This window comes from Pseudoteredinibacter isoporae, assembly GCF_040372805.1.
GTDB lineage: Bacteria > Pseudomonadota > Gammaproteobacteria > Pseudomonadales > Cellvibrionaceae > Pseudoteredinibacter > Pseudoteredinibacter isoporae_A.
Window position 1 is genome coordinate 1,360,027 of record NZ_BAABWJ010000001.1, and the last position, 26,167, is coordinate 1,386,193.

At 50.6% G+C, this 26,167-nt stretch carries 16 protein-coding genes; 9 read left to right on the forward strand and 7 right to left on the reverse strand.

Annotation, left to right across the window (positions count from 1 at the left end; translation table 11 throughout):
* Positions 1 to 5 precede the first annotated feature (5 nt).
* The 7 genes from pilQ to ABWW03_RS06085 all read left to right on the forward strand — a co-directional run bounded on the left by pilQ (position 6) and on the right by ABWW03_RS06085 (position 13,951).
* Positions 6 to 2,237, forward strand: a complete 2,232-nt coding sequence (gene pilQ / locus ABWW03_RS06055; protein ID WP_353407007.1) for a type IV pilus secretin PilQ — start codon at positions 6 to 8, stop codon at positions 2,235 to 2,237.
* Positions 2,238 to 2,750, forward strand: coding sequence for a shikimate kinase AroK (aroK, locus tag ABWW03_RS06060; RefSeq protein WP_353407134.1), 513 nt, complete (start codon positions 2,238 to 2,240; stop codon positions 2,748 to 2,750). It begins immediately after the preceding gene.
* A gap of 111 nt (positions 2,751 to 2,861) precedes the next feature.
* Positions 2,862 to 3,941, forward strand: coding sequence for a 3-dehydroquinate synthase (gene aroB, locus ABWW03_RS06065; protein WP_353407008.1), 1,080 nt, complete (start codon positions 2,862 to 2,864; stop codon positions 3,939 to 3,941).
* Between the two features lie 45 nt (positions 3,942 to 3,986).
* Positions 3,987 to 5,735, forward strand: coding sequence for an AAA family ATPase (locus ABWW03_RS06070; RefSeq protein WP_353407009.1), 1,749 nt, complete (start codon positions 3,987 to 3,989; stop codon positions 5,733 to 5,735).
* Between the two features lie 294 nt (positions 5,736 to 6,029).
* Positions 6,030 to 10,469, forward strand: coding sequence for a glutamate synthase large subunit (gene gltB, locus ABWW03_RS06075; RefSeq protein ID WP_353407010.1), 4,440 nt, complete (start codon positions 6,030 to 6,032; stop codon positions 10,467 to 10,469).
* Positions 10,470 to 10,483: 14 nt separating this feature from the next.
* The gene (locus ABWW03_RS06080; RefSeq protein WP_353407012.1) at positions 10,484 to 11,920 is read left to right on the forward strand and encodes an FAD-dependent oxidoreductase; all 1,437 of its coding nucleotides are present in this window, start codon (positions 10,484 to 10,486) and stop codon (positions 11,918 to 11,920) included.
* 405 nt (positions 11,921 to 12,325) lie between these two features.
* Positions 12,326 to 13,951 carry a methyl-accepting chemotaxis protein gene (locus ABWW03_RS06085; protein ID WP_353407013.1) on the forward strand — a complete coding sequence of 542 codons (1,626 nt, stop codon included), beginning with the start codon at positions 12,326 to 12,328 and terminating at the stop codon, positions 13,949 to 13,951.
* Positions 13,952 to 13,965: 14 nt separating this feature from the next.
* On the opposite strand, the gene ABWW03_RS06090 is transcribed toward ABWW03_RS06085, so the two are convergent.
* The 6 genes from ABWW03_RS06090 to ABWW03_RS06115 form a co-directional block, all read right to left on the reverse strand.
* Positions 13,966 to 14,811, reverse strand: a complete 846-nt coding sequence (locus ABWW03_RS06090; RefSeq protein ID WP_353407014.1) for an acyl-CoA thioester hydrolase/BAAT C-terminal domain-containing protein — start codon at positions 14,809 to 14,811, stop codon at positions 13,966 to 13,968.
* A 153-nt stretch (positions 14,812 to 14,964) separates the two neighbouring features.
* On the reverse strand, positions 14,965 to 16,146 hold the full coding sequence (locus tag ABWW03_RS06095; protein ID WP_353407017.1) for a CaiB/BaiF CoA transferase family protein: 1,182 nt from the start codon (positions 16,144 to 16,146) through the stop codon (positions 14,965 to 14,967).
* Positions 16,147 to 16,240: 94 nt separating this feature from the next.
* The gene (locus ABWW03_RS06100) at positions 16,241 to 17,383 is read right to left on the reverse strand and encodes an acyl-CoA dehydrogenase family protein (RefSeq protein ID WP_353407019.1); all 1,143 of its coding nucleotides are present in this window, start codon (positions 17,381 to 17,383) and stop codon (positions 16,241 to 16,243) included.
* An 83-nt stretch (positions 17,384 to 17,466) separates the two neighbouring features.
* Complete coding sequence (locus ABWW03_RS06105) at positions 17,467 to 19,605, reverse strand: 3-hydroxyacyl-CoA dehydrogenase NAD-binding domain-containing protein (protein ID WP_353407021.1); 2,139 nt, start codon at positions 19,603 to 19,605, stop codon at positions 17,467 to 17,469.
* 50 nt (positions 19,606 to 19,655) lie between these two features.
* On the reverse strand, positions 19,656 to 20,864 hold the full coding sequence (locus ABWW03_RS06110) for an acetyl-CoA C-acetyltransferase (RefSeq protein ID WP_353407023.1): 1,209 nt from the start codon (positions 20,862 to 20,864) through the stop codon (positions 19,656 to 19,658).
* A 206-nt stretch (positions 20,865 to 21,070) separates the two neighbouring features.
* Positions 21,071 to 22,078, reverse strand: a complete 1,008-nt coding sequence (locus tag ABWW03_RS06115) for an AraC family transcriptional regulator (protein ID WP_353407024.1) — start codon at positions 22,076 to 22,078, stop codon at positions 21,071 to 21,073.
* 222 nt (positions 22,079 to 22,300) lie between these two features.
* On the opposite strand from ABWW03_RS06115, the gene ABWW03_RS06120 reads away from it, so the two are divergent.
* The gene (locus tag ABWW03_RS06120; protein WP_353407025.1) at positions 22,301 to 23,965 is read left to right on the forward strand and encodes an AMP-binding protein; all 1,665 of its coding nucleotides are present in this window, start codon (positions 22,301 to 22,303) and stop codon (positions 23,963 to 23,965) included.
* A 46-nt stretch (positions 23,966 to 24,011) separates the two neighbouring features.
* Here ABWW03_RS06120 and rpiA read toward each other — a convergent pair whose 3' ends face one another.
* The gene (gene rpiA / locus ABWW03_RS06125; RefSeq protein WP_353407026.1) at positions 24,012 to 24,689 is read right to left on the reverse strand and encodes a ribose-5-phosphate isomerase RpiA; all 678 of its coding nucleotides are present in this window, start codon (positions 24,687 to 24,689) and stop codon (positions 24,012 to 24,014) included.
* Positions 24,690 to 24,852: 163 nt separating this feature from the next.
* On the opposite strand from rpiA, the gene ABWW03_RS06130 reads away from it, so the two are divergent.
* Entirely contained in the window at positions 24,853 to 26,166 is a 1,314-nt protein-coding gene (locus ABWW03_RS06130) for an amidohydrolase (RefSeq protein WP_353407027.1), read from the forward strand.
* Position 26,167: the final 1 nt, after the last annotated feature.

Here is a 26,167-nt window from a genome sequence, read left to right on the forward strand (position 1 = left end):
TGACTATGTTTTCGCTGCTTAGATCCATAAGCCTTGTTAAAGGACGTTTGGTGGCCATGGTGCTGCTGTCGTCTTTGGCGACTTCCTCCCTGGCAAGCAAGCTCACTGATATTCAGTTTGCTGAATTACCCGGGCAACGGTTTGAGATTAAACTGAAATTCGATGAGCAACCGGATGTGCCCAAAGGCTACACCATTGAAAAGCCGGCGCGTGTCGTGCTCGACTTTCCGGGTGTAGAAAGTCTGTTGACGAAAAAGAAATTTCCGGTTTCCTTTGATTCTGCCAATAGCGTAGTGGTGCTCTCAAGTGGCGGTCGTACTCGCATGATCGTCAACTTGAACGAACTGGTGAATTACAACACCCGTGTCGACGGTTCAGATGTAATTGTTGAAATGGGCAGCAGCGGTGGTGCCAGCGACTTTGTTAAGAGTGGCTCCAGCATGACGGCCGCCATTTCAAACTCTCGAGATCAGGGTGACTACGAGAGAATGATTACCAGTCTGGACTTTCGTCGTGGAGAATCTGGCGAAGGTAAGGTCATTCTTGGGTTGTCTGATCCAAACGTTAACATTGATGCCAATTCGAGCGGCGGTAAGTTAAGCCTGAACTTTGAAGGTGTATCGATTCCCGCAGAGCTGCGTCGTCGCTTGGACGTGATTGATTTTGCTACCCCTGTATCTTTTGTGGATTCCAGTTATGACGGTGGCAGCACCAAGGTCGTGATTGAAACCAGTCGCGAATACGATTATCTGGCCTATCAAGCGGATGACCAGTATGTGGTTTCCATCAAGCCTCTCACTCAAGCTGAGCGTGAGGAGAGAAAGAAACAGTTTGAGTTTGTGGGCAAAAAACTGTCGTTGAATTTCCAAAACATTGAAGTTCGTTCGGTATTGCAGTTGATCGCTGATATTACGGATTTGAACTTGGTTGCCAGTGACACAGTGGGCGGGAGCATTACCCTGCGTTTGGACAATGTGCCTTGGGATCAGGCCTTGAGTCTGGTGCTTAAAACCAAAGGTTTAGATAAACGACAGGTCGGCAACGTCTTGATGGTTGCACCTGCGGCTGAGATTGCCGAGCGTGAACGTTTGGAGTTGGAAACCCAGAAGCAATTGCAAGAATTGGCACCACTGCGGACAGAATATATTCGTGTTCGTTATGCCAATGCTCGTGAGTTGTTTAAGCTGTTTAATCAGCCTGACAATGGCGCTGAAGGTGGTAGAAGTGCAAGTCAGGATGGTAATGCGACAGGCAGTATTTTGTCTGAGCGTGGTCAGGCTATCGTTGATGAACGTACTAACTCCATTATTCTGACGGATACGGAAGAAAAGATTCAGGAGTTTCGTAAACTGATCGCGCAGGTTGATATTCCTGTACGCCAAGTGATGATTGAAGCGCGCATTGTTGTTGCTAATACTGATTACCGCAAAGAGTTAGGTGTTCGTTGGCAGGCGGTTGGTCGTCATCAGATTCGCTCTACGACACAGCGTGTGCCCGTGCTGGATGGTAACGGAAATGCCACCTTTGATGGTAACGGCCAGCAAATTTTCCGCACTCAAACCGTGAATCAACGCAGTGGCCTGTTTTCAGGTTCCAGTGAAGCCTTCTTGGCCGATAACTTTGATTCAAACGGTGTTTGGACTCCGACAATTGATCAAGCCAATATGGTTGACTTGGGCGTAACCAATCCATTTGGCTCGATCGCTATGTGGCTGAGCACGGATAACGGTTCCTTGGGGCTCGAGCTGAGTGCCTTGGAAGACTCCGGTTTTGCGGAAATTGTGTCCCAGCCTAAGGTTGTTACTGGGGACAAGCAGGCCGCCTTTATTGAGTCTGGTCAGGAAATTGGTTTCCAGGAAGCTTCGGCGAGTGGTGCAACGACGACTTCATTCCGTCAGGCCGTATTAAAGCTTGAAGTAACCCCACAGATTACACCTGATGATCGCATTATCATGGATCTGTTGGTGAAGCAGGATGACATTAACGGCTTCATTGCGGGTGTCCCTGTTATTGACGTGAACCGCATCGATACTGAAGTTCTGGTCGATAATGGTCAAACGATTGTACTGGGTGGTATCTTCCAAGATCAGGTTACCAAGGGGACTTCCAAGGTGCCATTGCTCGGTGATATCCCATACCTTGGTCGCCTGTTTAAGAAAGATCTCCAAGTGCGAGAGAAGCGTGAGTTGTTGATCTTTATTACGCCTAAAATTCTGGCGCAGAGCATAACTGAATAACTGCTTGTGAAGAGTATCGTGTTAGTCGGCCCCATGGGGGTCGGCAAGTCCACCATCGGCCGTCTGTTGGCATCCAGCCTGCGACGGGATTTTTATGATACGGATAAGTTGATTGAAGATCGTGCCGGCGCTGACATCTCTTGGATTTTCGATATTGAAGGTGAACAAGGTTTCCGCCAGCGCGAAAACAATACGCTTTCTGAATTGTGCCAACAGGATGATTTGGTTATTGCCACGGGTGGTGGCATTGTTGTTCGAGAAGACAATCGTAAGTTGCTCAACAAATATGGGCGAGTTGTCTATCTCACGGCTTCAATTTCCCAGTTGGTTCGGCGTACAGACAAAGACAAGAAGCGTCCGCTTCTGCAAGTTGACGATCCAAAGCAAAAAATAATCGAGCTCTTGGAGTCACGTGATCCCCTTTACCGTGAAGTGGCTGACCTCGTTATTGAGACGGATGGCAAAACTCCCAAGCAAGTGGCTGACAGCCTCGCGGAACAGTTGCAGTCTTGATACAGGCTGTATAATTCCAATATAAGCATATTGGAGGGGCTGTAGTGGTTTATCCATCCGACCTCTTTTCTGCTATCCTTTGGCCGCAAATTTTTATCGCCGGGAATTATCATGCGCACTTTACGTGTCGATCTTGCTGATCGCAGCTACCCCATCCACATTGGCCCAAAGCTCCTGGGTAGAGAAGACCTGCTTGCCCCTCATATCAAGGGCCGCCAAGTTTGCCTGGTAACCAATACCACTTTAGCGACTCTATTACTGCCCGAAATAAAACCGTCCTTGAGTCAATACGATTACACCGAGGTTATTCTTCCTGACGGTGAGGCCTATAAAAATCTAGAAACTCTCAATTTAATTTTTGATGAGTTGTTACGAGCTCGCCATACTCGTAAGACAACCCTGATTGCATTGGGGGGGGGAGTGATTGGCGATATGACGGGTTTTGCTGCGGCGTGCTATCAGCGTGGTGTCGATTTTATTCAGCTTCCCACCACATTGTTGTCGCAGGTGGATTCCAGTGTGGGGGGCAAGACAGCGGTCAATCACCCCATGGGCAAAAATATGATCGGGGCTTTTTATCAGCCGAACTGTGTTATTGCGGACAGTTCGGTTCTTCAGCAATTACCCGAGCGAGAGCTGGCCGCTGGTTTGGCCGAAGTGATCAAGTACGGCTTGATCGCCGACGAGCCTTTCTATCGATGGCTGGAAAGCAATATGCATGCCTTGCGGGCTGGTGAGCAGGATGCGCTGAGCTATGCAATTGAGCGCTCCTGCCAGATTAAGGCGGAAGTGGTAGCCGCTGATGAACGAGAATCCGGTTTGCGTGCCATTCTGAATCTGGGGCATACCTTTGGGCACGCAATTGAAACACACATGGGCTACGGCGAATATTTACATGGCGAAGCCGTCGCTATTGGCATGCAGATGGCCATTGCCTTGTCGGAGTCAAAAGGTTGGATTGACCCTGGTTTGCTTGAGCGTAATCGCACATTGAGCCTTGCGGCGGGATTGCCTGTTCATACTCCGGAATCTATGCCGGCAACAGAATTCCTGCCTTTGATGGCGGTAGATAAAAAGGTGTTGAACGGCCGTTTGCGCTTGGTGTTACTATCGGCGCTTGGTAAGGCGATCGTCACTGAAGACGTAAGCGAAGAGGAAGTGCTGGCAGCTATTGAGGCTTGCCGAAGCTGAATTCATAATAAAGGATCATGTTAGGCAGTCGCTGCGGGAGAGTGAGTGGATACACTGGCCGAATATTTGGATTATTACGGATTTAACAGCGAACCATTCGTTGGGCAGGGTGGGTTTTTCTCAACTGCCGAACGGGTGGAAGTGCTGGACCAAATCGAGCATTGGTGTGATTTTGGCGCAGGAATTATCGTGCTGGAAGGTCCTGAAGGAATCGGTAAAACGGCGCTTTTGAAAGAGCTGGTCAAACGTAGCGATGATGGTGCCTTAATATCGCAGCTGGAGGGTCCTGTGCTGGCTGGGCTGGACCAAATGTTGATGCTCCTGGCTGCTGAATTAGGTGCAGATCTGATTGAGGGGCAAACTTCCGGTGCCATGCTTGGCCACTTGCGTAAACACGTCAAACACGCCTCCCAGTCTATGTTTGTCTTCGTTGATCAGGCTCAGAACCTTGATGACAGGGCTTTGCTCGCGCTGATGGGCTTGCTCCAGGGGCAGCAAGCCGGTGAAGGCAAACTCAATATTGTTGCCTTTGCAGAGCCCGGTTTGGCCGATAGGCTACGCAAGTTTGATGTGGCAGACGTGATCGTTAATCAAAAGGAATTGACCCCTCTAAATGAGTCTGAGCTGGTGAGTTATATCCATCAGCAACTGGCCAGTGTCGATTATGATGGTCCAGAACTGTTTAGCGACATGGAGCTTAAAGAGCTTTATCGTGCGTCAAAAGGCCTTCCTGCCCAGCTGGATGTTCTGGTTCAGAATCTGCTGATCAGCCGCCTTTACAGCAGCTCCCTTAAACGAAAGGGCTTTCCTGCCTGGCATCTGCTGAGTGTTGGGGCCTTGGTTGCAATTCTGGGTACGGCTTATATTTACAAAGACGCAATTCAGGCGTGGTGGGACACAGCGGATCAATCCTCCGAGACGGCGAGCACGAAAGCCAGTAAGCCTCGTGATTCAGAGCTGCAAACAAGCGAAAAAAGTCCGGCGTCGCCGGACAAGCCCATAGCCCAGCCTGTGCGGGAGCAGGTTCCTACCGGCGACAATTCGGATTCTACTCAGCAATCGGTCGATGCGATGGCTGATACTGAAAACCTGATCAATGAGGCGCTGACGCCTGCAGAACCCGTGATCCTGGATGAGCCAGAAGATAATGAACAGCAGGTGTCCATCGAATCCAATACGGTTCCAGATTCCCTGCCAACAGAAGTGATATCTGATGATGTGGCGCTTGCTGATGTTTCCCGTGAAGAGGATGCGTCGCTCTCGCAAGTGTCAGGAGAAGGTCGAGATATTACAAACGCTTCTGTTGAGAGCGGTGCGGAAGCCGATTCCACCCCTTCGAGTTCAACTGAGGAGTCGGTGAGCAGCGAGCCGTCGATTGAACTTGCCGACATCAACGAGCTGGGCGACAGTCCAGTGGATTACTCGAGCTACAGCGAAGAAGAGCTTGGCCAGTTGGGGATGGACCCAGGTTTTGATCTCAGTGTCTTCACCGAGGATGAGCAGTATCTATTGCGTTTGCCGGACAGTGCCTATGTTTTACAGCTTATTTCGGTGCGTACTCCCGAGCAGGTTGAGAAGTTCTTGCGAGTGCAGCCCAATCGCGAAGAGCTGAAGATCTTTAACCGGGAAAACAACGGTAAGTCCTGGTACGTTATTGTGCAGCCGGGCTTCAATACCTGGGAATCGGTTCAGGCCGCCCAGGAGCGATTGCCCTCCAGGCGAAGAAGCGGCGGTGCTTGGGCTCGCTCATTAAAAATCATTAAGGCTGATATACGCTCTTTTAGAGGCATTTAGCAGCATATTTGCTAACTTTGACCGATCATGGCCGAACATTCGCTTGGTTCGACTTGCTTATTTGCACGCCTACAGTTAATATTCAGCGCCCAAATGCCATCAAAGCCCCTGTCTTAGGGGCTTTTTTGTCTGGGAAGCACAGTTTTGTGCTGGTATCAGCCCACCGATTCAAATAAGAGGTTGAACCAGTAATGCACTCATCGCGCGGAATCGACTGTCAGCGGTCTTTCACATAAGGCTGTTGGTATTCAATAAGAAGCGAGCATTCCGCCATAGCAAGAAGAGAGACAGAGCATGACTACTGGACTCTATCGTTTAGACGAATTTAAAGATAACTGCGGTTTTGGCCTGATCGCAAACACCAAGGGAACGGTGAGCCATAGCCTACTTGAGTCGGCTATTGAAGCGCTAACATGTATGACCCACCGGGGCGGTATCGCCGCCGATGGTATTACCGGTGATGGTTGTGGTTTGCTGATGCAAAAGCCTGATGGCTTTTTGCGTACTATTGCAGAAGAAAATAATTTTGAGCTGAGTGCCAACTATGGCATTGGCTCTGTCATGCTGAGTCAGGATCCGGTTCTGGCTCAAGCGGCTCGCGATGTGGTTACCGCAGAAATTGAAGCGGAAGGCCTAAGCGTTGCGGGTTGGCGTGAGGTGCCTGTAGACAAATCCTGTCTCGGTCCTATTGCTTTGGAAAGCCTGCCCAGTTTCTATCAGGTGTTCGTTAACGCAGAATGTTCATTGCCAGCGTTGAACGCCAAGCTTTATATGGCACGTCGACGTGCTGATAAAGCGTTGAAAGACGACAAAGCATTCTATATCTCGAGCCTGTCTTCCTCGGTGCTGTCCTATAAGGGCTTGATGATGCCGAAGGACATCCCGAGCTTCTATAAAGATCTAGCGGATGAGCGTTTGGAAACGGCGATTGTGGTCTTCCATCAACGTTTCTCAACCAACACCATGCCACAGTGGAATCTGGCTCAGCCATTTCGTATGTTGGCCCACAATGGTGAGATCAACACCATCATGGGTAATCGGAACTGGGCCCGTGCGAGAACACCGAAATTTCAGTCTGAATTGCTGCCGAATTTGGCGGAAGTTGCACCCGTTGTAAATACGGAAGGCTCGGATTCCTCCAGTCTCGACAATATGCTGGAAGTGCTGGTTTTGGGTGGTTTGCCTTTGCACCATGCATTGCGCATGTTGGTGCCGCCGGCTTGGCACAATGTGGAATCCATCGATCCTGAAGAGCGTGCTTACTACCAGTATATTTCCATGCACATTGAACCATGGGACGGGCCTGCGGGATTGGTGATGACCGATGGCCGTTACGCAGTATGTACTCTGGACCGAAACGGTCTGCGCCCATCGCGTTGGGTGCTTACGGATGATGACGTGATCACGGTTGCGTCCGAGGTGGGGGTTTACGACTATCAGCCTGAAAATGTGGTGGCGAAAGGTCGTTTGGGCCCCGGTGATATGCTGTCGATTGATACTGAAAGTGGTGAGATCCTCAACACCGATGAAATCAATGAGCAACTCAAAACCCGTCAGCCTTACCGAAAGTGGCTGAAGGAAGGAAACCTCAAAATTGAGGCGACCCTCGAGGCGGAAGCCTACGAAGAAGGCATGCCGCGCGAAGAATTGCCGCGCTATATGAAAATGTTCCAACTCAGTTTTGAGGAGCGCGATCAGGTGTTGCGTCCATTGGCTGAGTTGGGTCAGGAAGCCACAGGCTCCATGGGCGATGACACGCCGATGGCTGTTTTGTCAGGCAAAACCCGCAATCTGTTTGACTATTTCCGTCAACAGTTTGCCCAGGTTACCAATCCGCCCATCGATCCATTACGCGAAGCCATTGTGATGTCATTAGGCACTCAGTTGGGGCGTGAACTGAACGTATTTGCGGAAACCCCTTCCCACGGAAAGCGGATTAACTTGCGCAGCCCGGTATTGTCACCGCGTAAGTTTTATACCATTCGTGAAATGGATAATCGTGACTATCGCAGCCAGCAGTTTACCTTGCGCTACGATCCATCGACACACAGCTTGAAAGAAGCGATCGTTAAACTGTGTGACGATGTTGAAGCTGCTGTCCGTGAAGGCGCGGTCGTGGTGATTCTCAGCGACGGTTACCCGGAACAGGGTATGGGAATGATTCATTCCCTGTTGGCCACTGGCGCGGTTCACCATCGCTTGATTAATGCGGGTCTGCGTTGCGATTCCAATATTATTACCAAAACCGCTTATGCGCGTGATTCACATCAAATAGCCACATTGATCGGTTATGGTGCCTCAGCCGTGTATCCGTATCTGAGCTATCAGGTGCTGTCAGACCTGATTCACACCGGCGAGTTATTGGTGGATCACGATACCGCATTGAAAAATTATCGTAAGGGCATCAATAAGGGTTTGATGAAAATCCTGTCTAAGATGGGGATTTCAACCATCGGCTCTTATCGTGGGGCTCAACTGTTCGAAATTATTGGTCTGGATGAAGAGATCGTCGATCTTTGCTTCAAAGGCACGCCCTCGCGCATCAAAGGCGCCAGCTTCGAACATTTGCAGGCCGAACAGGAAGCGTTGGACACGATTGCCTGGATCGATCGCAAAACCATCGAACCGGGTGGTTTGCTGAAGTACGTTCACGGCCAGGAATACCACGCATTTAACCCGGACGTTGTGCAGACTCTCCAGCAGGCTGTAAAAACCGGTGATTACGGTATTTGGAAAAAATACGCTGACTTAGTCAACGAGCGTCCTATTGCGACCTTGCGCGATATGCTGAAGCTGAAAGAGGCCTCACCAATTCCTTTGGACGAAGTCGAACCGATGGAAAACATTGTCGCTCGCTTTGATTCGGCGGCGATGTCCTTGGGTGCGCTGTCTCCTGAAGCTCACGAAGCATTGGCTCAGGCCATGAACACTTTGGGCGGTCGTTCGAACTCAGGTGAAGGTGGTGAAGACCCCAAACGTTATGGCACCAACAAAGTGTCCAAGATCAAACAGATTGCATCGGGCCGTTTTGGTGTGACGCCGCATTATTTGGTGAACGCCGAAGTATTGCAGATTAAAGTCGCTCAGGGCGCCAAGCCCGGCGAGGGTGGTCAGCTACCGGGTGGCAAGGTGAATGACTTGATCGCGACCCTGCGTTATTCCGTGCCCGGAGTGACCTTGATTTCACCTCCCCCGCATCATGATATTTATTCGATTGAGGATTTGGCCCAGCTGATCTTCGACTTGAAGCAGGTGAATCCGGATGCCCTGATCAGTGTGAAGTTGGTGTCACGTCCGGGTGTCGGCACGATTGCCGCAGGCGTGGCAAAAGCCTATGCAGATTTAATCACCATTTCCGGCTACGACGGCGGTACGGCGGCGTCTCCATTGACCTCAATTCGTTACGCGGGTTCGCCGTGGGAGTTGGGTTTGTCGGAAACTCATCAGACTTTGCGTGCCAATGATTTACGCGGCAATGTTCGTGTGCAAACAGACGGTGGATTGAAATCTGGCCTTGACGTTGTGAAAGCAGCAATTTTGGGGGCAGAAAGCTTTGGCTTCGGTACGGCACCTATGGTTGCTTTGGGATGTAAGTATCTGCGCATATGCCACCTGAATAACTGTGCGACGGGTGTTGCCACTCAGAATGAACAGTTGCGCCGTGATCACTACATCGGCACGGTTGAAATGGCGATGAACTTCTTCCGCTTTGTTGCTGAAGAAGCGCGTGAATGGATGGCGGCACTTGGTGTGCGCAGTATCGACGAGCTCATAGGCCAAGTTCAACGGATGGAAGTGGATGAGGCAAAAACAGACAAGCAAAGTGCTTTGGATTTAAGTCCTATCATCTATACCGATGATTACTTGGAAACCAAGCCGCAATTCTGCCAGGTCGCTCAAAATGATCCATACGATAAAGGCGAATTGGCCGAGCGTATGGTCGCTGAGATGCTTTCCAGTATTGAAAATAAGAGCGGTGGCGAATTCGAGTTCAATGTTACCAACTGCGACCGTTCTATTGGTGCGCGAGTGTCCGGTGAGATTGCCAAGCGTTACGGCAATCAGGGGATGGCTGACAAACCACTTACGGTAAAACTAAACGGTGTGGCGGGCCAGTCTCTCGGTGTTTGGAATGCCGGGGGCTTGAACATTTATTTAGAAGGTGACGCCAACGATTATGTCGGTAAGGGTATGGCTGGCGGAAAGCTGGTATTGACCCCACCAAAAGGCAGTTCGTTTAAAACCAATCAGACTTCGATTATGGGCAACACCTGTTTGTACGGTGCGACTGGTGGCGAAGTTTTCGCGGCAGGCCAGGCTGGAGAACGCTTGGCGGTACGTAACTCAGGCGCTCAAGTTGTGGTTGAAGGTACCGGTGATCACTGTTGTGAATATATGACCGGTGGTGTGGTTGCGATTCTGGGTCAGACTGGCGTTAACTTTGGCGCCGGTATGACGGGCGGATTTGCCTACGTTTTGGATTTGGATCGCGGTTTTGTTGACCGCTTTAATAATGAGCTGGTGGAGATTCGCCGCATTGGTGGTGAAAACTACGAAGACAATCGCCACCACTTGCGCAACCTGATTGCCAAGCACGCTGAAGAAACCGGCAGTGCTTGGAGCCAGGAACTGCATGAGGACTTTGACGACTATGTCGGAAAGTTCTGGCTCGTGAAGCCGAAGGCCGCCAGCTTGAGCGACCTGTTGGCACAAACCAAATCTGATACCGAATAAGCGGAGGGATGACCATGAAAAACCCTAACGCCAAACAGGAACGTTTAAGCAATAACTTTCAATTTATTGAGGTTGGGCGAAACGACCCACAAAAGAAGCCCATTCATACTCGTAAAACTCAGTACGTAGAGATTTACGAAGCGTTTACGGAAAAAGAAGTGGCTAATCAAGCGCATCGTTGCTTGGCCTGCGGTAACCCGTATTGTGAGTGGAAATGTCCAGTTCATAACTTTATTCCCAACTGGTTGAAGTTGATCAGTGAGGGCAATATTTTTGAGGCTGCGGATTTGAGCCATCAAACCAATACTCTGCCGGAGGTCTGTGGCCGGGTATGTCCTCAAGATCGTTTGTGTGAAGGCGCTTGCACCCTAAATGATGACTTCGGTGCGGTGACCATTGGTAATGCTGAAAAGTACATTACCGATACCGCTTTCGCGATGGGTTGGCGCCCGGATATGTCCAAAGTAGTATGGACAGATAAAAAAGTCGCGGTTATTGGCGCTGGCCCGGCCGGCTTGGGTTGCGCGGATATTCTGGTTCGCAACGGTGTTAAGCCGGTGGTTTTTGACAAGTATCCGGAAATTGGTGGCTTGCTAACGTTTGGTATTCCAGAGTTCAAACTGGAAAAATCGGTAATGAGCCGTCGCCGTGAAGTGTTCACTGAGATGGGTGTTGAATTCCGTCTGGAAACCGAAATCGGTAAAGACATCAGCATTGATCAGCTCATGGAAGAATACGATGCGGTCTTTATGGGCATGGGCACGTATAAATACATGAAAGGTGGTTTCCCTGGTGAAGATCTGCCTGGTGTGTACGATGCGCTTCCGTTTTTGATTTCCAATGTGAATCGCAATTTGGGCTTTGAAAAAAATATCGATGATTTTATTTCGGTGGCAGGTAAGCGTGTCGTCGTTCTGGGTGGTGGTGATACCGCCATGGACTGCAACCGTACCTCCATTCGCCAGCAAGCTCGCAGTGTGACGTGTGCTTATCGTCGAGATGAAGAGAACATGCCAGGTTCTCGCCGTGAAGTGGCCAATGCTAAGGAAGAGGGTGTTCATTTCCTCTTCAATCGCCAGCCGGTTGAAATTGTTGGTGATGGTAAGGTTGAAGGGATCAAGGTCGTAACAACGGCATTGGGTGAACCTGATGAGAATGGCCGTCGACGCCCGCAAGCGGTAGAGGGTTCGGAGGAAATTATTCCGGCCGATGTGGTTCTAGTCGCTTTTGGTTTTCAGCCGGACCCTGCCGACTGGATTGCCGACAATGGCGTGACGATTAATAGCTGGGGCGGTGTTGAGGCTCCAGAAGAACAGCAGTATAAATTCCAGACCAGCAACCCTAAAATCTTCGCTGGTGGTGATATGGTTCGCGGTTCGGACTTGGTGGTTACCGCCATTTGGGAAGGGCGTCAGGCTGCTGAAGGCATTCTGGACTATCTGCAAGTCTGATATCGGACATCATCTCTATATCTAATAAGGGAGCCTTGGCTCCCTTTTTTGTCCTTGATTCAAAAAACCTCTTATCGTGAATGGATTGGTTTTCATTTTTGCTCATTTATTCTTTGTTTTTCGGCCTTTATTTTTTGACTTTTCGAGACAGTCTAACAACCGTTTGAACGGAGTTTCTTCGTTAATATAACCATCATTTCCAGAATCTGGTGGCTCAGACCTGTTTCCCTCCTTCTGGGCATGTTTTGTTCAAGAATATCTATTTGTCGCCGAACTCTTATATTGCCATCCAACCGTCAAAGGAACTTTGCGGATGGCACCAAATTTGACTATACAAAGTAACAGTCATTGTTTTCAGGTTGGCCAGTTGTTGTGTAGTCAACGTGTACACTAAGGAGTTCTTGAGTGAAAAATATCGATATTAAAACTATGGTGCTTGGTGTGATTTCCGCCAGTATCTTGCTGTTATTGATGGCATCATTGTTTTCTACCTATAAACTGAGGGATGACCTGATCAAGTTCAGTTCCTTGCTGTCCCATGAAGTCGCGGCGATTCACAGTACGGATCGAGTGAATATCGAGTTTAAGCGCCAAGTTCAGGAATGGAAGAATGTACTGATTCGCGGAGAAGATGATGCTCAGCGTGAAAAGTATTGGGGCAAGTTTTTAGCACAGGAAGAGAGCGTCCAAAAAATTGCTAAGGAACTCAAGGGGCAGTTGAATTTTGACCCAAGCCTGCAGAAGCAGGTGCAAGAGTTTATCGTGGCCCATGAAAAAATGGGTTCGGCGTATCGGACCGGTTTTGAAGAATTTAATGCCTCAGCTTATGACTATAGAGTGGGGGATGTCGCGGTGAAAGGCATTGATCGAGCCCCGTCGAAACTGTTGGACGATATTTCCAAGAAGGTAAACAGTGTCGCGAAGCAAAGTGGTGATGCAACTGTTGCTGAATCAGAGGCAGTGGTTATCTATGCAGTGATATTAACGCTTGTCACCGGCGCCTTGGTGTTGTTTGGAAGTTATGTGATCCTGCAACGGGAGGTACTAAACCCCCTGAGGAATACAGCGAGCGCCATCAGCGACTTGTCCAAGGGTAATCTGGGGATGGACGTGAATCGCCACGGGCGCGGAGAAATTGGTTTGCTAAATAGCGCGACGGCAGATTTGGCAGGGCAGATGAAAGATCTCATTGCATCGCTGACCAAAACTTCCGGAGCATTGCAGCACACCGCAGAAATGTTTGAAGATCAGTCTTCGAGGCAAAGCCAAGCGAGTACCGAACAAGTGGCTCAATCCAGCCAGGCTGCCCAAGAGGTCAGCACACTGGTGAGCAGCGCGGAGCACGCATTCGATACTGCCAGCCATACCAAAGAGATGACCGAGGCCACCATGCAAAAAGCTGAAAAGGCGAGTGCCGTGGTCGATCACGTGGATGAACTGATGAAGGCTTTGCAGGAAGATATCTTGCATGCGGATAACGCCGTGAGTACCTTGTCTGAACGAGTGGTGCGGGTTGACGAAGTTATGACTGTTATCCAGGGCATTGCTGAACAAACCAATTTGCTGGCGTTAAATGCCGCTATTGAAGCCGCTCGTGCCGGTGATCAGGGGCGTGGCTTTGCCGTAGTTGCCGATGAAGTTCGAGGCCTGGCTCAGAAAACTCAGCACTCAACTCAAGAGATTGCCTCCATACTGGAGGATCTACGCAAAGGGTCTGAATCCAGTGTGCAGGCTATGAAAGTTGGCCAGGAGAAAACCAACTATGCAGCGGAAAAAACCAATGAAATCGCTGCGCTTTGGCAAGGCTTGTCAGGGGATATCTCAGACATTTCTGCGAAGAATGCTGAATTGAATCAGTCGGCTTCCAGGCAGTCGGAAGCCGCCAGTGGGGTTGAATCCTTTATCGAAAAACTAAAGCAAGATGCCGTTTTGCAAAGCCAGCTGTCCGAGGAGCAGCGTTCAGCCAGTGGTGAGTTGCTGGAGCTTTCCGGTGAGATCCGAACCAAAATAGCGTACTACCAAACCAGTTGATGTGAACTGCCCATTTAACGAAGAAACCGTGCGATGAGCGTGCGGCTGTCTTCATCAGCGTCTCGATTGGCAGCTTCCTCTCCGTCCAGAGGAATGCTGCTGTCCAACAAATGCCCGGCCTTAGGGTAGTGGTGATGTTCACAGAGAATGTCTTGCGGGCTTAAACGTGCGCGCTTGCAGATTTCCTGGGCCATTGAATTGGCGGGCCAGACACTGTCTTCACCGCCGCTGAATAACAGTAAATCGGCTTTGCTGTTTTCAATCTCGATTTTTGCCTTCTCAACCGCTTGAGTATTTTTCAGAGAATTTTCATACAGGTCTCGTAAACTGCGAATGTCTGCACTCGCTTGATAAGGGACAAAAGCAAGGTTTTTGTCCCCCAGGGTCCAGCTTGAAAGCGGAGCCCGTTCCAGCCCGGGAATGATACCTGGCCACACGACATGGCTGGGAGCGATAGCGACCACCTTGCGGATGCGTTCATCCATGGTGGAGAGAAGCAAAGCGGCTTCGGCCCCTTTGGACCAGCCGACAACGGCCAGTTCATTGGCATTGTTTTTCTGTAACAGCCAGGTTTTCGCCGGTTCAAAATATTCTAATGGGATGGCCTCGAGCTGTTTGGGCAGGCCCTCCGCTTTATAATAAGCCAGTGCTAGTACCGGATGGCCCATTTTTGAAATTTTTTCTGCCAGCACTTTGGGAATGCCGCTGCCTGAACCTTCCAGAACCAATACAGGTATTTTGCCGTGTTCGCCCGGATAGTAGTTGGCGACGAAGGCCTGGTCTTTGACGGCCACAAATGTGGGTGCGGCAAACGCTTTGATAGAGAAGGCTGCGATTAGAGTAAGAATGGTTTTATACATGAGATTGCCGTTGCTGTGATCTTTCCCATTTAGACGGCGTAAAATCGAGAATGGCGGTATGGCTGGGGAAATTTTTTGGCCATCGGATGGCGCGTGCGGTTAACCGGGGAGAAATAACGGCAGGCCTCTATCGATAGAGGCCTGCGAAAGGCGTTAGGCGATAGCGCCCGAGGCCCTCAACTGGGTAAGATGCTCGGTGTCGTAACCCAGTTTTTCGAGTACCTCATCGGTGTTTGCCCCAATAGGCAGACCGGCGTTTCGGTATTCGGTTTGTGACGCGCTGAATCGAATGGGGCTTGCGACCTGGCGCAGACGCTGTCCATCGGCAGTGTCTACTTCGACATACATACCGCGTTCTTGAAAATGCGGGTGTTGTTCGGTTTCGTCCAGGCTTAGCACGGGTTCAACACAGGCATCCAGCCTGGCAAAAATATCGCTCCATTCGGCAAAGCTCTTTTGTTTGAAGGCCACAATCAAATCTCGTTTGAGCTCCGCTTGTACATCAGGACTATAGTTCATCGCTCGCTCGAACCACTCAGGCTGCCCCATGGCTTCACACAGCTGTTTGCAAAACTGGGGTTCCAGGCTGCCAACTGATAAATGACGGCCATCTTCGGTCTCATAGAAGTCATAGAATATGCCTCCGTTGAGCATTGTGCCGGAAAGTTCCGGAGCCTTGTCGCCCGCAAGATGAGCCGCCCCTGCAGTAGTGCTTAGAGCCAATGCAGCGTCGCTCATGCTGATGTCAATGTGTTGGCCTTTTCCTGTACGGCTGCGTTCAATAACCGCAGCCAGAATGCCCATCACCGCGTGGTGAGTGCCACCTGCAATGTCGGCAATCTGTGTGCCGGAAAGAATCGGACCGGTTTCCTTACGGCCGCTATAGCTTGCAAGCCCTGCCAGGGCAAGATAGTTGATATCATGGCCGGCGCGATCTTTCAGTGGGCCGGTTTGCCCATAGCCAGTAATAGAGCAATAAATCAGCTCCGGCTTGTCGGCACTCAAGGTTGGGTAGTCAAGCCCCAATCGTTGCATAACCCCGGGACGAAATTGTTCCAGAACGATGTCGTATTCCTGCAAGAGCTTTTGCACAATTTCGATTGATGCCGCTTGTTTCAGATCCAGGGCAATGCATTGCTTGTTTCGGTTAATGCTGCCGTGACCCGCTGAAATGTCTCCGACCATCGGCGGTGCAAAGCGCAATAAATCCGGGCGAGTGGGAGATTCAATACGCAATACCTCGGCCCCCATATCGGCTAACAATTGAGTGGCATAGGGCCCGGGTAAAAGAGTCGAAAAATCGAGAATTTTTAATCCACTTAATGGACCGCTCATGGGAAGCTCCTGAATCCGAGTCGTGTATTGGATGTTTATTGTTAGAGGTGCAGGCTGTGCGAAAGCACCGCCTGCTGCAATCAAAGGAAATTAATTAGCCGAGTAGTGTTCGGCCAATAATCAACTTCATGATTTCATTCGTGCCCGCGTAGATTTTCTGAATGCGAGCGTCTGCGTAGGCGCGGGCCACTGGGTATTCCCACATATAGCCATAGCCACCGTGTAACTGCAAACACTCATCAATAACTTTGCATTGTAAATCCGTGGACAGCAGTTTCAGTTTTGCCGCTGTGGGTACATCCAATTTGCCTTCCACGTGCAATTCCAAACAACGGTCGACAAACACTTGAGCGGAGGTGATTTCGGTATCGAGTTCCGCCAGCTTGAACTGGGTGTTTTGGAACGTGGCCACGGAGCGGCCGAAGGCTTTACGCTCTTTCACGTATTCAACCGTCTGATCGAGAATAGAACGGGCACTGGCAATGGCATTCACGCCGACAGACAAGCGCTCTTGGGGCAATTCCTGCATGAGGTAGATAAAGCCCATGCCTTCTTCTCCGAGCAGATTCCCTTTAGGAACGCGAACATCCTGGAAAAATAATTCGGAGGTGTCCTGGGCTTTCATTCCGATTTTTTCAAGGTTCGTGCCTTTTTCAAACCCGGGGGTTCCTGCTTCGACCAAAATCAGACTAGTGCCTTTAGCGCCGGCTTCTGGATCCGTTTTAGCAACGACAATCACCAGGTCAGCGTGTTGGCCATTGGTGATAAATGTTTTGGAGCCATTTATCACCCACTCATCGCCATCGAGAACGGCGCTGGTTTTTACGCCTTGTAAGTCGGACCCTGCTCCGGGCTCCGTCATCGCAATGGCGGTAACAATGTCACCGCTTACGCATTTGGGCATGTATTTTTGTTTCAGTTCTTCGCTGCCATAATTCAAAATGTACGGTACGCCGATATCAGAGTGCAAGCCCCAGCCAATTCCGGATAAGCCGGCTCGGGATACTTCTTCATCGACGATAGCGTTGTAGCGAAAATCTACGCCTACACCGCCGTATTCTTCCGGAATGGTGGGGGCCAGGAAGCCTTGCTCGCCAGCTTTGTTCCACAGGGCGCGGTCTACTTGCCCATCTTTTTCCCACTGCGCGTGGTAGGGGGCGGCTTCGACTTCTAAAAATTTACGGACGCTTTCACGAAACAGCTCGTGCTCGGGTTCATATACAGTTCTTGGGATCATGATCTTCTCGTTGTAACGGATTTGTAGCAAGTTTGAAACGACAATGGCCAGAACACTGGCCATTGTCTGTGACAGAGCGCGGATTAACGGTCTTGGAAATGCTCACCTTTTTCAGCCATGTCGACCAGGTAGGCGGGTGGCGTGAATCGCTCGCCGTATTTTTCTGCCAACTCCTGAGCGCGGTTCACAAACGTTTTCAAACCAGTTTGATTAATAAATTGCAGTACGCCACCTGTCCACACGGGATAGCCAATACCCATGATGGAACCAATATTTGCATCACGTACGCTGGTGAGAACATTCTCTTCATAGCAACGCGCCGTTTCCACGGCTTCGATATAAAGCATGCGATCTTTAATGTCCTGCAATGGAATTTGGGCGTCGGCTTTGTAGTACTGTTCCAGGCCGGACCACAGTGTCTTCTTGCCGCCTTCAGGATAGTCATAAAAACCGCCGCCGGTTGATTTGCCTGCACGATCCTGTTCCAGCATGGAGTCCGCAACGGCGTCAGCAGGGTGAGCAGTATAGCTTTCTCCCGCCGCTTCCATATCGCTAATGGTTTGTTTGCGGACTTTAGCCGACAGAGTCAGGGTCACTTCATCCATAACGGCCAGAGGCCCTACCGGGTAACCAGACAGGAACGCGGCGTTTTCAATGGACACCGGACTGACACCTTCGCCGACCATGGCGATACCTTCTTGAGTGAATGTGCCGAATACACGGGAGGTGAAAAAGCCTCGGCTATCGTTTACAACGATGGGTGTTTTGGCAATCTGCTGAACATAGTCGTAGGCACGTGCCAGAGTCTCGTCATTGGTTTTTTCACCGCAGATAATTTCAACCAAAGGCATTTTATCGACGGGTGAGAAGAAGTGCAGGCCGATAAACTGTTCAGGGCGCTTGGACGCTTCGGCCAGCCCAGTGATAGGCAAGGTGGAGGTGTTCGATGCGAAAACGGCATCGCTGCCAATCTGAGCTTCAGCTTCTTGGGTCACGGTCGCTTTCAGACCACGTTCTTCGAATACCGCTTCGATGATCAGGTCGCAACCCTGTAAATCCTCGGCGTTCGCGGTAGCGGTAATCAGGGATAAAATACCGTCACGTTTTTCTTCGCTCATGCGACCGCGGCTGACTTTTTTGTTTAACAAGGTTTCTGAATAGGCTTTGCCTTTTTCAGCGTTTTCCTGGCTGACATCTTTCAAAACCACTTCAATGCCTTTGATCGCTGAAGAATAAGCGATGCCTGCGCCCATCATGCCGGCACCCAGAATGCCAACTTTCTTAACGGGCTTCTGTTCAAAACCGTCCGGGCGACCTCGGCCCGCTTTAATCTCATTGAGCTGGAACCAGAATGTGCCGATCATGTTTTTACTGATCTGGCCGGTGGTCAACGTAGTGAAGTAACGGGTTTCGATGCGGGTAGCAGTGTCGAAATCGACTTGCAGACCTTCCACCATGGTACACATGATCGCCTCGGGTGCGGGTAAAACGCCTTTGGTCTGGCTGCGCAGCATGGCCGGCGCAATCGGCAGCATTTGTGCCAATGCGGGGCTACTTGGCTTGCCGCCAGGCACTTTGTATCCTTTTACATCGTAGGGTTGTGCGCTTTCTGGGTTAGCTTTAATAAAGGCTTTGGCTTTGCTCAGCATTTCCTCAGGTGTGTCCACGATGTCGTGAATCAAACCCAGCTCTTGGCCTTTTTGAGGTTTGAACTGTTTGCCTTCCAACAAGTAAGGCATCGCGCCTTGCAAGCCCAATAAGCGGGTCATTCGAATGACACCGCCACCGCCAGGAAGCAAGCCCAGTGTTACTTCGGGCAAGCCTAGCATGACACCTTTGGACAAGGCGATACGATGGTGACAGGACAGCGCGATTTCCCAGCCGCCACCTAAGGCTGCACCGTTGATACAAGCTACAACCGGCTTGCCCATGGTCTCCAGTTTACGCATGGCTTTTTTCAGCGCTTCGACCTCGTCGAAAAACTGCTGAGCATCGCTAGGCTGAACCTGAATCAAGGACGTCAGGTCACCACCGGCGAAGAAGGTTTTTTTCTTGGAACGGACAATTACACCGTCCCAGTTTTCTTCGGCTTCCAACTTCTGAATGAATTCAAAAAAGTCGGCCTGGAATGCCGCGTCCATCACGTTTGCGGAACCGTCTTTACGGTCCAAAATCATGTGAACAATATTGTCACTGTCTTTTTCAAATTGTACTGAGCTCATAATCTTTCTCTCTTGGCTGTTTCTTACAGCTTGCTAATCTGGATGTTGGCTTACACGCGCTCGATAATGGTGGCGATACCCATACCGCCGCCGACACACAGGCAGGCGAGGCCGCGTTTCAAGTCTCGAGCTTCCAGCTCATCCAGCAGCGTGCCCAGAATCATGGCACCGGTTGCCCCTAAGGGGTGGCCCATCGCAATGGCGCCGCCATTTACGTTGACGATACTTTCGTCCAAATCAAGATCTTTGATTAGGCGCAGTGCTACGGAGGCGAAGGCTTCATTGATTTCTACCAGATCCAGATCTTTAGCGTCCAGGCCTGCAATTTTCAGGGCTTTTTTCGCAGCGGGTCCCGGGCCAGTGAGCATGATGGTTGGGTCCGTACCTACAACCGCTGTGGAAATGATTTTGGCACGAGGTTTCATGTTGTATTTGTCTGCCATCTCCTGGCTGCCAATCAACATAGCGGCGGCGCCGTCCACAATACCGGAAGAGTTACCCGGGCCATGAACGTGATTGATCTGCTCGATGTCGTGATATTTTTCACGGGCAACGCCGTCGAAACCCATTTCACCAATGCCCGCAAAGGATGGGTTCAGGCCAGACAGTGTTTCAACGGTAGTTTCTGGTCGAATAAACTCATCACGATCCAAAATGGTGAGGCCATTTTGATCTTTCACAGGAATGATGGATTTATCAAAGGCTCTGCGTTCCCAAGCTGCAGCGGCTTTGCGATGGGATTCCGCAGCGAATGTGTCGACGTCAGTCCGGCTGTAGCCGTCGATGGTCGCAATCAGATCGGCACCAATACCCTGGGGCATAAAGCCGGTGAACATATTGGTTTCCGGGTCTGCGGCCCAGGCACCTCCGTCGCTGCCCATAGGCACGCGGGACATGGATTCGACACCACCGGCTACAATCAAGTGTTCGAAGCCTGAGCGCACTTTTTGAGCGGCGGTATTTACGGCTTCAAGGCCTGAAGCGCAAAAGCGGTTCAAGGTCACGCCGGCGACATCATCATTCCAGCCCGCCGCCAGCGCGGCGGTTTTAGCAATGTCGGCACCCTGATCGCCCACCGCCGACACACAACCCATAACAATATCGTCGACATCTTTGCTGTCGAAGCCGTTGCGCTCCTGCAGCGCCTGTAACAACTGCACCAGTAAGGTCACTGGTTTGACTTCGTGTAGGCTGCCAGTTGCCTTGCCGCGGCCACGCGGAGTACGAATGGCATCAAAAATAAAGGCTTCATTGCTCATGAGCTTATCTCTTTTTGGTGTTCTGGATTGGAATAGGGCGCTTGCGCCAATGTGTTATACAGCTTAGGCCAAACGCGAGGGAGAACAATGACCAAAGGTTTCAAGCCGATGGGAGAAAATGTCAGCTTGTCGAGTGACTGTCAGCGCAGTCCAGGTGAGAAAGAGGTGAGTGCTTGCTGTTGTTGAGCTGCCATTCAATAGGGCGTTTAACGGCAGGACTCGCGGTAGGCGCCGGGTGTCAGGCCGGTCCATTTTTTGAAGGCGCGATTAAAGGCGCTGGGCTCGGAAAAGCCCATGATGGCGGCGATGTCATTGATCGGAGTATTCAGGCGAGCCAAATGATAGGTGGCGGTGTCCCGTCTTACGGCGTCCTTGATTTCCTGGTACGCATTGCCTTCCTCTTTCAAACGACGGCGCAGGGTTTGGGTGGTCATATGCAAGCGATCCGCGACGACCTCAAAGGGCAGGTTTTCCACACAATCGCTGGATTGCAGCATACCGCGAATTCTGGCGGTCAGACTGTTATCACTTTTGTAGCGAGTTAGCAGACACTCAGGCGCGTTGGCGAGGAATTCACTCAGTGTTTGCGGGTCCTGAGCCACCGGGCGTTCCAGAAAACGACGGCTGAACACGACACTGTTTTCAGGTTGATTAAAATAGCTTCGGCAAGCAAACATGTCCTGGAATTCGTCGGCGTACGACGGGGCCGGGAAGCTAAAATTGATGCGTTCCAATAGTATAGGGCGGTCGATCATCCAGCTGGTCCAGCGAATCCAGATAATCATCATGGAGACGATGAACCATTCCGGGTCGAGATCGTGGGGGTTACTGAAACTGAAGCCCAGCGTGGCTTCTTCGCCCTGTTCACTCAACGAGAAGCCCATCTCATCGTTGCAAACCCGGGCATGGCGAATGCTGCGCAGCAACACCCGGCGCAAATTTGGGCAGGTGATGGTGGCATGACACTGCAGAGCGAAGTAACCTTGGCGTAAAGGTCGCGACAGAAAGCCGGCGGCTTCGTCGTCCATAATGGCCCAGGTCGCTTTGACGAGTTTGCTGAATTCGTCCTTATGCAGGTGTAAACCGTCATCGGGCAAGGCATCCAAACTGATGCCCAGCTCGGCCATGATATGGTCGACATCCACACCCTGGCGACGCGGGCCGTCAAGCCAGGACTGAAGTAAATCGATATGGATGCCGGGTTTTGTTTTCATGGGCGTATACTAGCACAGGCTGAGATGAATTCGACGACGGAACTCGTTGGGCATAAGGGTATCAATTTTATTGTCAGTAATCGTCATTGGGCCGCTGTGTAAAATTGCATAAGCTCAATGCAATAACATGAGCCGGTTTTGCGTCCTTCCGGCCAGAATAAGAAGCCGTCACTCCAAGTGTGCGGGAAACCTACAACAACGACACAACAATAAGGCTATTTCATGACCAGCGCGATGTTTGAAGAGACGACTCCACTCCACCAGCTGTATGCCCGGGAAGGAAACAGCCCCAATCAGCTTTATCTGCGTCAATCGCTAAACGGTGAATGGGTGGATTACAGTTGGCAATCCTTCGGTCAGCATGCCCGCAAAATCGCCAGTTATTTGAAACAGTTGGGTCTTGAGGACGGTGATCGCGTTGCGATACACGCGAAAAATTGTGCCGAATGGTTAATGGTGGATATGGGCATTATGCTGGCGGGTTTGGTGAGTGTGCCTCTGTATCCCGGCCAACCTGAAAGCTCAATGCGCTATTGTATGGAGCACAGTGAAACAAAAGCGATTTTTATCGGTGCAACCGATAACCCGGACGCACTTGATGGTTCAATTCCGGATGGGGTTCGTCGAATTGGTATCTGGGGTAATGGCTTGCCCGTTGACGATTCGACGGCCGAAATTTTTGCCAATCTGAAGCCCTTGGAAGGCAATCCGGAATTTGGGTTGGATAAACTATTCACTATCATGTACACCTCAGGGACGACTGGAAACCCCAAGGGCGTCATGCATACCTATGCCTCGGTAGCCTTCACCGTGCCACGCATGATTGCTGAAGAAAAATATAACGCCAACGATCGCTTTTTCTCTTACCTGCCGCTGTCTCATGCCGCCGAACGTATCATTGTGAGCATGTTGAGTATCTACAGTGGCGCAGTCGTGCACTTCGGTGAAGGTCTGGAAACCTTTGTACGAGACCTTAATCGCGTCAAACCCACTATTTTCTTTTCTGTGCCGAGACTCTGGAAAAAATTCAAGGAAGGGGTGGATGCGAAAATGCCACCTCATAAACAAAAAATTCTGTTCAATATTCCGTTTTTAGGCAAGATCATAAAACGCAAGGTGATTGCCGGTTTGGGTTTGGATCAGGCGCGCAAGTGCATTACCGGTTCGGCGCCGACGCCAGTTGATCTGCAGGAGTGGTACGTGAATTTGGGCTTGCCGTTGATGGACGGTTACGGAATGACGGAGAATTTCATTTACGGTTGTATCTGCCGTGATAAGCCCATTCCAGGGTCCGTGGGCAAACCTTATTCTGACAATGAAGTGAAAATCGGTGAAGGCAACGAGATTCTATTCAAGAGTGGCGCATTGATGAAAGGGTATTATCTTGAGCCCGAGAAAACCGCTGAAGTATTACGTGATGGTTATTACCACACGGGTGATACTGGTTACATCGATGACAATGGCAACCTCTATGTCACAGGCCGTTTGAGTGAAGTTTTCAAAACGTCAAAAGGTAAATTCGTCAAACCAACGACGCTGGAAACCCGCTTTGGCAACACCAAAGTCTTTGGACAAATGTGCATTATTGGTCATGGCTTGGATCAGCCTGTCTTGTTGGCAGGTTTAGCTGAAGGGGTTAGTGCCAATGATAAAGCCGGACTTGAAGCGACAATTGCCGAAGAGCTTGCGGCGATTAATGCCGAGCTGCCACCCCATGAGTGCATTAATAATGTGTTTATTGTGGCCGAAGAATGGACAATTGAAAGTGAACTACTGACTCCGACTATGAAGATGCGACGCAACGTTATTGATGCTGAATATCGTCAATGGGTGGAACAAACTCTCGAGAGCAATGGCGAGCAGCAGGTTCATTGGCAATCGCTGTGATGACAAAAAAGGCGCTCGACATGAGCGCCTTTTTTATTTGAATAGTTCACGCAGTTTTGTGAATTTCCTTCACGCCGTCTGCGCTCCCAAGGAGTAAGACATCGGCGGAGCGCTCGGCAAACAATCCGTTGGTGACAACACCAACGACGCCATTAATGGCGCGTTCCATTTCAGAAGGCTGCTCGATGTTCATATTGTGCACATCGAGAATGACATTCCCATTGTCAGTGAGCACACCCTGACGATAAACCGGGTCTCCGCCCAATTTCACCAGTTCGCGTGCCACGTAAGAACGAGCCATAGGAATTACTTCGACAGGGAGTGGGAATTGACCCAGGCAGTCTACCCATTTACTGCTATCCGCAATACACACAAATTCATCGGCAACTGCTGCAACGATTTTTTCCCGAGTCAATGCAGCACCGCCACCTTTGATCAAGGCCAGGTCCGGGTTGCTTTCATCCGCGCCGTCAACGTACACCACCAGACTGTCGACTTCATTGAGGTCGAATACTGGAATACCATGCCCCTTTAAGCGTTCAGCGGTCGCTTCTGAACTGGCTACGGCACCTTGAAAGTCACCTTTGATTTCAGCCAGGTAATCAATAAAGAAATTTGCCGTTGAGCCTGTGCCCACACCCACTATGGAATAGGCTTCAAGTTTCGGGCGGATGTAGTCAACGGCAGCTTTGGCGACAGCTTGCTTCAACTGATCTTGGTTCATGAATATCTCGTCTGGGGCAGATGCTTGAAAAGCCGCTCATTATACGCCTTAGGCTCTGAGCCCTCCAGTTCTGACGCTGGGTATCTTGGCCGAACGGGTGTGCTTTTTGAAACACCGTGCTAGGCTAAGCGGCGATTGCAATACTGGATTAAGGAGCGAGCGAATGAATAAGGGTAAACTGATGAACAAATTGGCCTTGTCGGCCATGGTGTCATCTTTGGTACTGGGCGGTATCGTGCCAGCACAGGCCGCACTGGACCTGGAGACCATTGATGCCGATGCCAAGGCTTTGGAGTCCAAGGTTATCCAATGGCGTCGCCATTTGCATCAACACCCTGAACTTTCAAATCAAGAGCACAAGACAGCGGCTTATATTGCAAAGCATTTGAAGGCACTGGGGTTTGACGAGGTTCAGGAAGGCGTCGCGAAAACAGGTGTTGTCGGTGTGCTGGTTGGCGGCAAGCCTGGCCCGGTCGTCGCTCTGCGCTCTGATATGGACGCTCTGCCGGTGACAGAAGAAACGGGCTTACCGTTTGCTTCAAAGGCGAAAGGCCAGTTCAAAGGAAAAGAGGTTGGCGTTATGCACGCCTGTGGCCACGATGGTCATATGTCCATTTTGATGGGGGTGGCCGAGCTGTTGGCTAAACACCGAGAAGAGTTGCCGGGCACGGTTAAGTTTATTTTCCAGCCCGCAGAAGAAGGCATGGAAGGAATCGAGACTTGGGGCGCCAAACAAATGGTTGAAGAAGGGGTGTTAAAAGGCAAATACGCTCCTGAAGTGATCTTCGGCCTGCACATCTTCCCTTTCCCGGCCGGCAGTCTGGCTTATCGTGCGGAAGGTTTTATGGCCGCACAGGATCGTTTTGAATTGACGATTCAGGGCAAACAAACGCACGGCTCAGCACCTTGGTCAGGTGTTGACCCCATTACCACGGCTGGTCAGGTCGTCACGGCGATTCAATTGATTCCAGCTCGCCAGTTGCCGATCACCGAAGCCCCTGCGGTTGTGTCGGTAGGTTCCATTCATGGTGGTGTTCGCAACAATATCATCCCTGATAAGGTGGACATGGAAGGCACCATTCGTACCTATGATGTTCAGATGCGCGAGACCCTGCACAAAAATTTGCACCGCACTGTGGAGAATATTTCTGAGGCGTCCGGCGCGACGGCCGATCTCAACATTGTGCCGGGTTACCCGGTAACTTTTAATGACCCGGAGTTGACCCGACAAATGCTACCGACTCTGGAGCGTGTGTCTCCGGGTAAAGTCATGGAAATCAAACCTATTACCGCGGCGGAAGACTTCTCTTATTTTCAGCAGCAGATCCCTGGTTTGTTTATTGGTTTGGGTGCGGGAAAACCCGGCGCTGCATATAACCACTCGCCCAAGTTTGATTTGGATGAGTCGGCATTGAAGGTGGGCGTGAAGGTGTTGAGTACGTTGACAGTGGATTATATGAACAGTCAGGCGAAGTAGT

Excerpts from the sequence above, each read along its gene's own strand:
- pilQ (WP_353407007.1), top strand. The coding sequence starts at position 6 with ATGTTTTCGCTGCTTAGATCCATAAGCCTTGTTAAAGGACGTTTGGTG.
- aroB (WP_353407008.1), top strand. The coding sequence starts at position 2,862 with ATGCGCACTTTACGTGTCGATCTTGCTGATCGCAGCTACCCCATCCAC.
- gltB (WP_353407010.1), top strand. The coding sequence starts at position 6,030 with ATGACTACTGGACTCTATCGTTTAGACGAATTTAAAGATAACTGCGGT.
- ABWW03_RS06080 (WP_353407012.1), top strand. The coding sequence starts at position 10,484 with ATGAAAAACCCTAACGCCAAACAGGAACGTTTAAGCAATAACTTTCAA.
- ABWW03_RS06090 (WP_353407014.1), bottom strand. The coding sequence starts at position 14,811 with ATGTATAAAACCATTCTTACTCTAATCGCAGCCTTCTCTATCAAAGCG.
- ABWW03_RS06095 (WP_353407017.1), bottom strand. The coding sequence starts at position 16,146 with ATGAGCGGTCCATTAAGTGGATTAAAAATTCTCGATTTTTCGACTCTT.
- ABWW03_RS06100 (WP_353407019.1), bottom strand. The coding sequence starts at position 17,383 with ATGATCCCAAGAACTGTATATGAACCCGAGCACGAGCTGTTTCGTGAA.
- ABWW03_RS06105 (WP_353407021.1), bottom strand. The coding sequence starts at position 19,605 with ATGAGCTCAGTACAATTTGAAAAAGACAGTGACAATATTGTTCACATG.
- ABWW03_RS06110 (WP_353407023.1), bottom strand. The coding sequence starts at position 20,864 with ATGAGCAATGAAGCCTTTATTTTTGATGCCATTCGTACTCCGCGTGGC.
- ABWW03_RS06115 (WP_353407024.1), bottom strand. The coding sequence starts at position 22,078 with ATGAAAACAAAACCCGGCATCCATATCGATTTACTTCAGTCCTGGCTT.
- ABWW03_RS06120 (WP_353407025.1), top strand. The coding sequence starts at position 22,301 with ATGACCAGCGCGATGTTTGAAGAGACGACTCCACTCCACCAGCTGTAT.
- rpiA (WP_353407026.1), bottom strand. The coding sequence starts at position 24,689 with ATGAACCAAGATCAGTTGAAGCAAGCTGTCGCCAAAGCTGCCGTTGAC.
- ABWW03_RS06130 (WP_353407027.1), top strand. The coding sequence starts at position 24,853 with ATGAATAAGGGTAAACTGATGAACAAATTGGCCTTGTCGGCCATGGTG.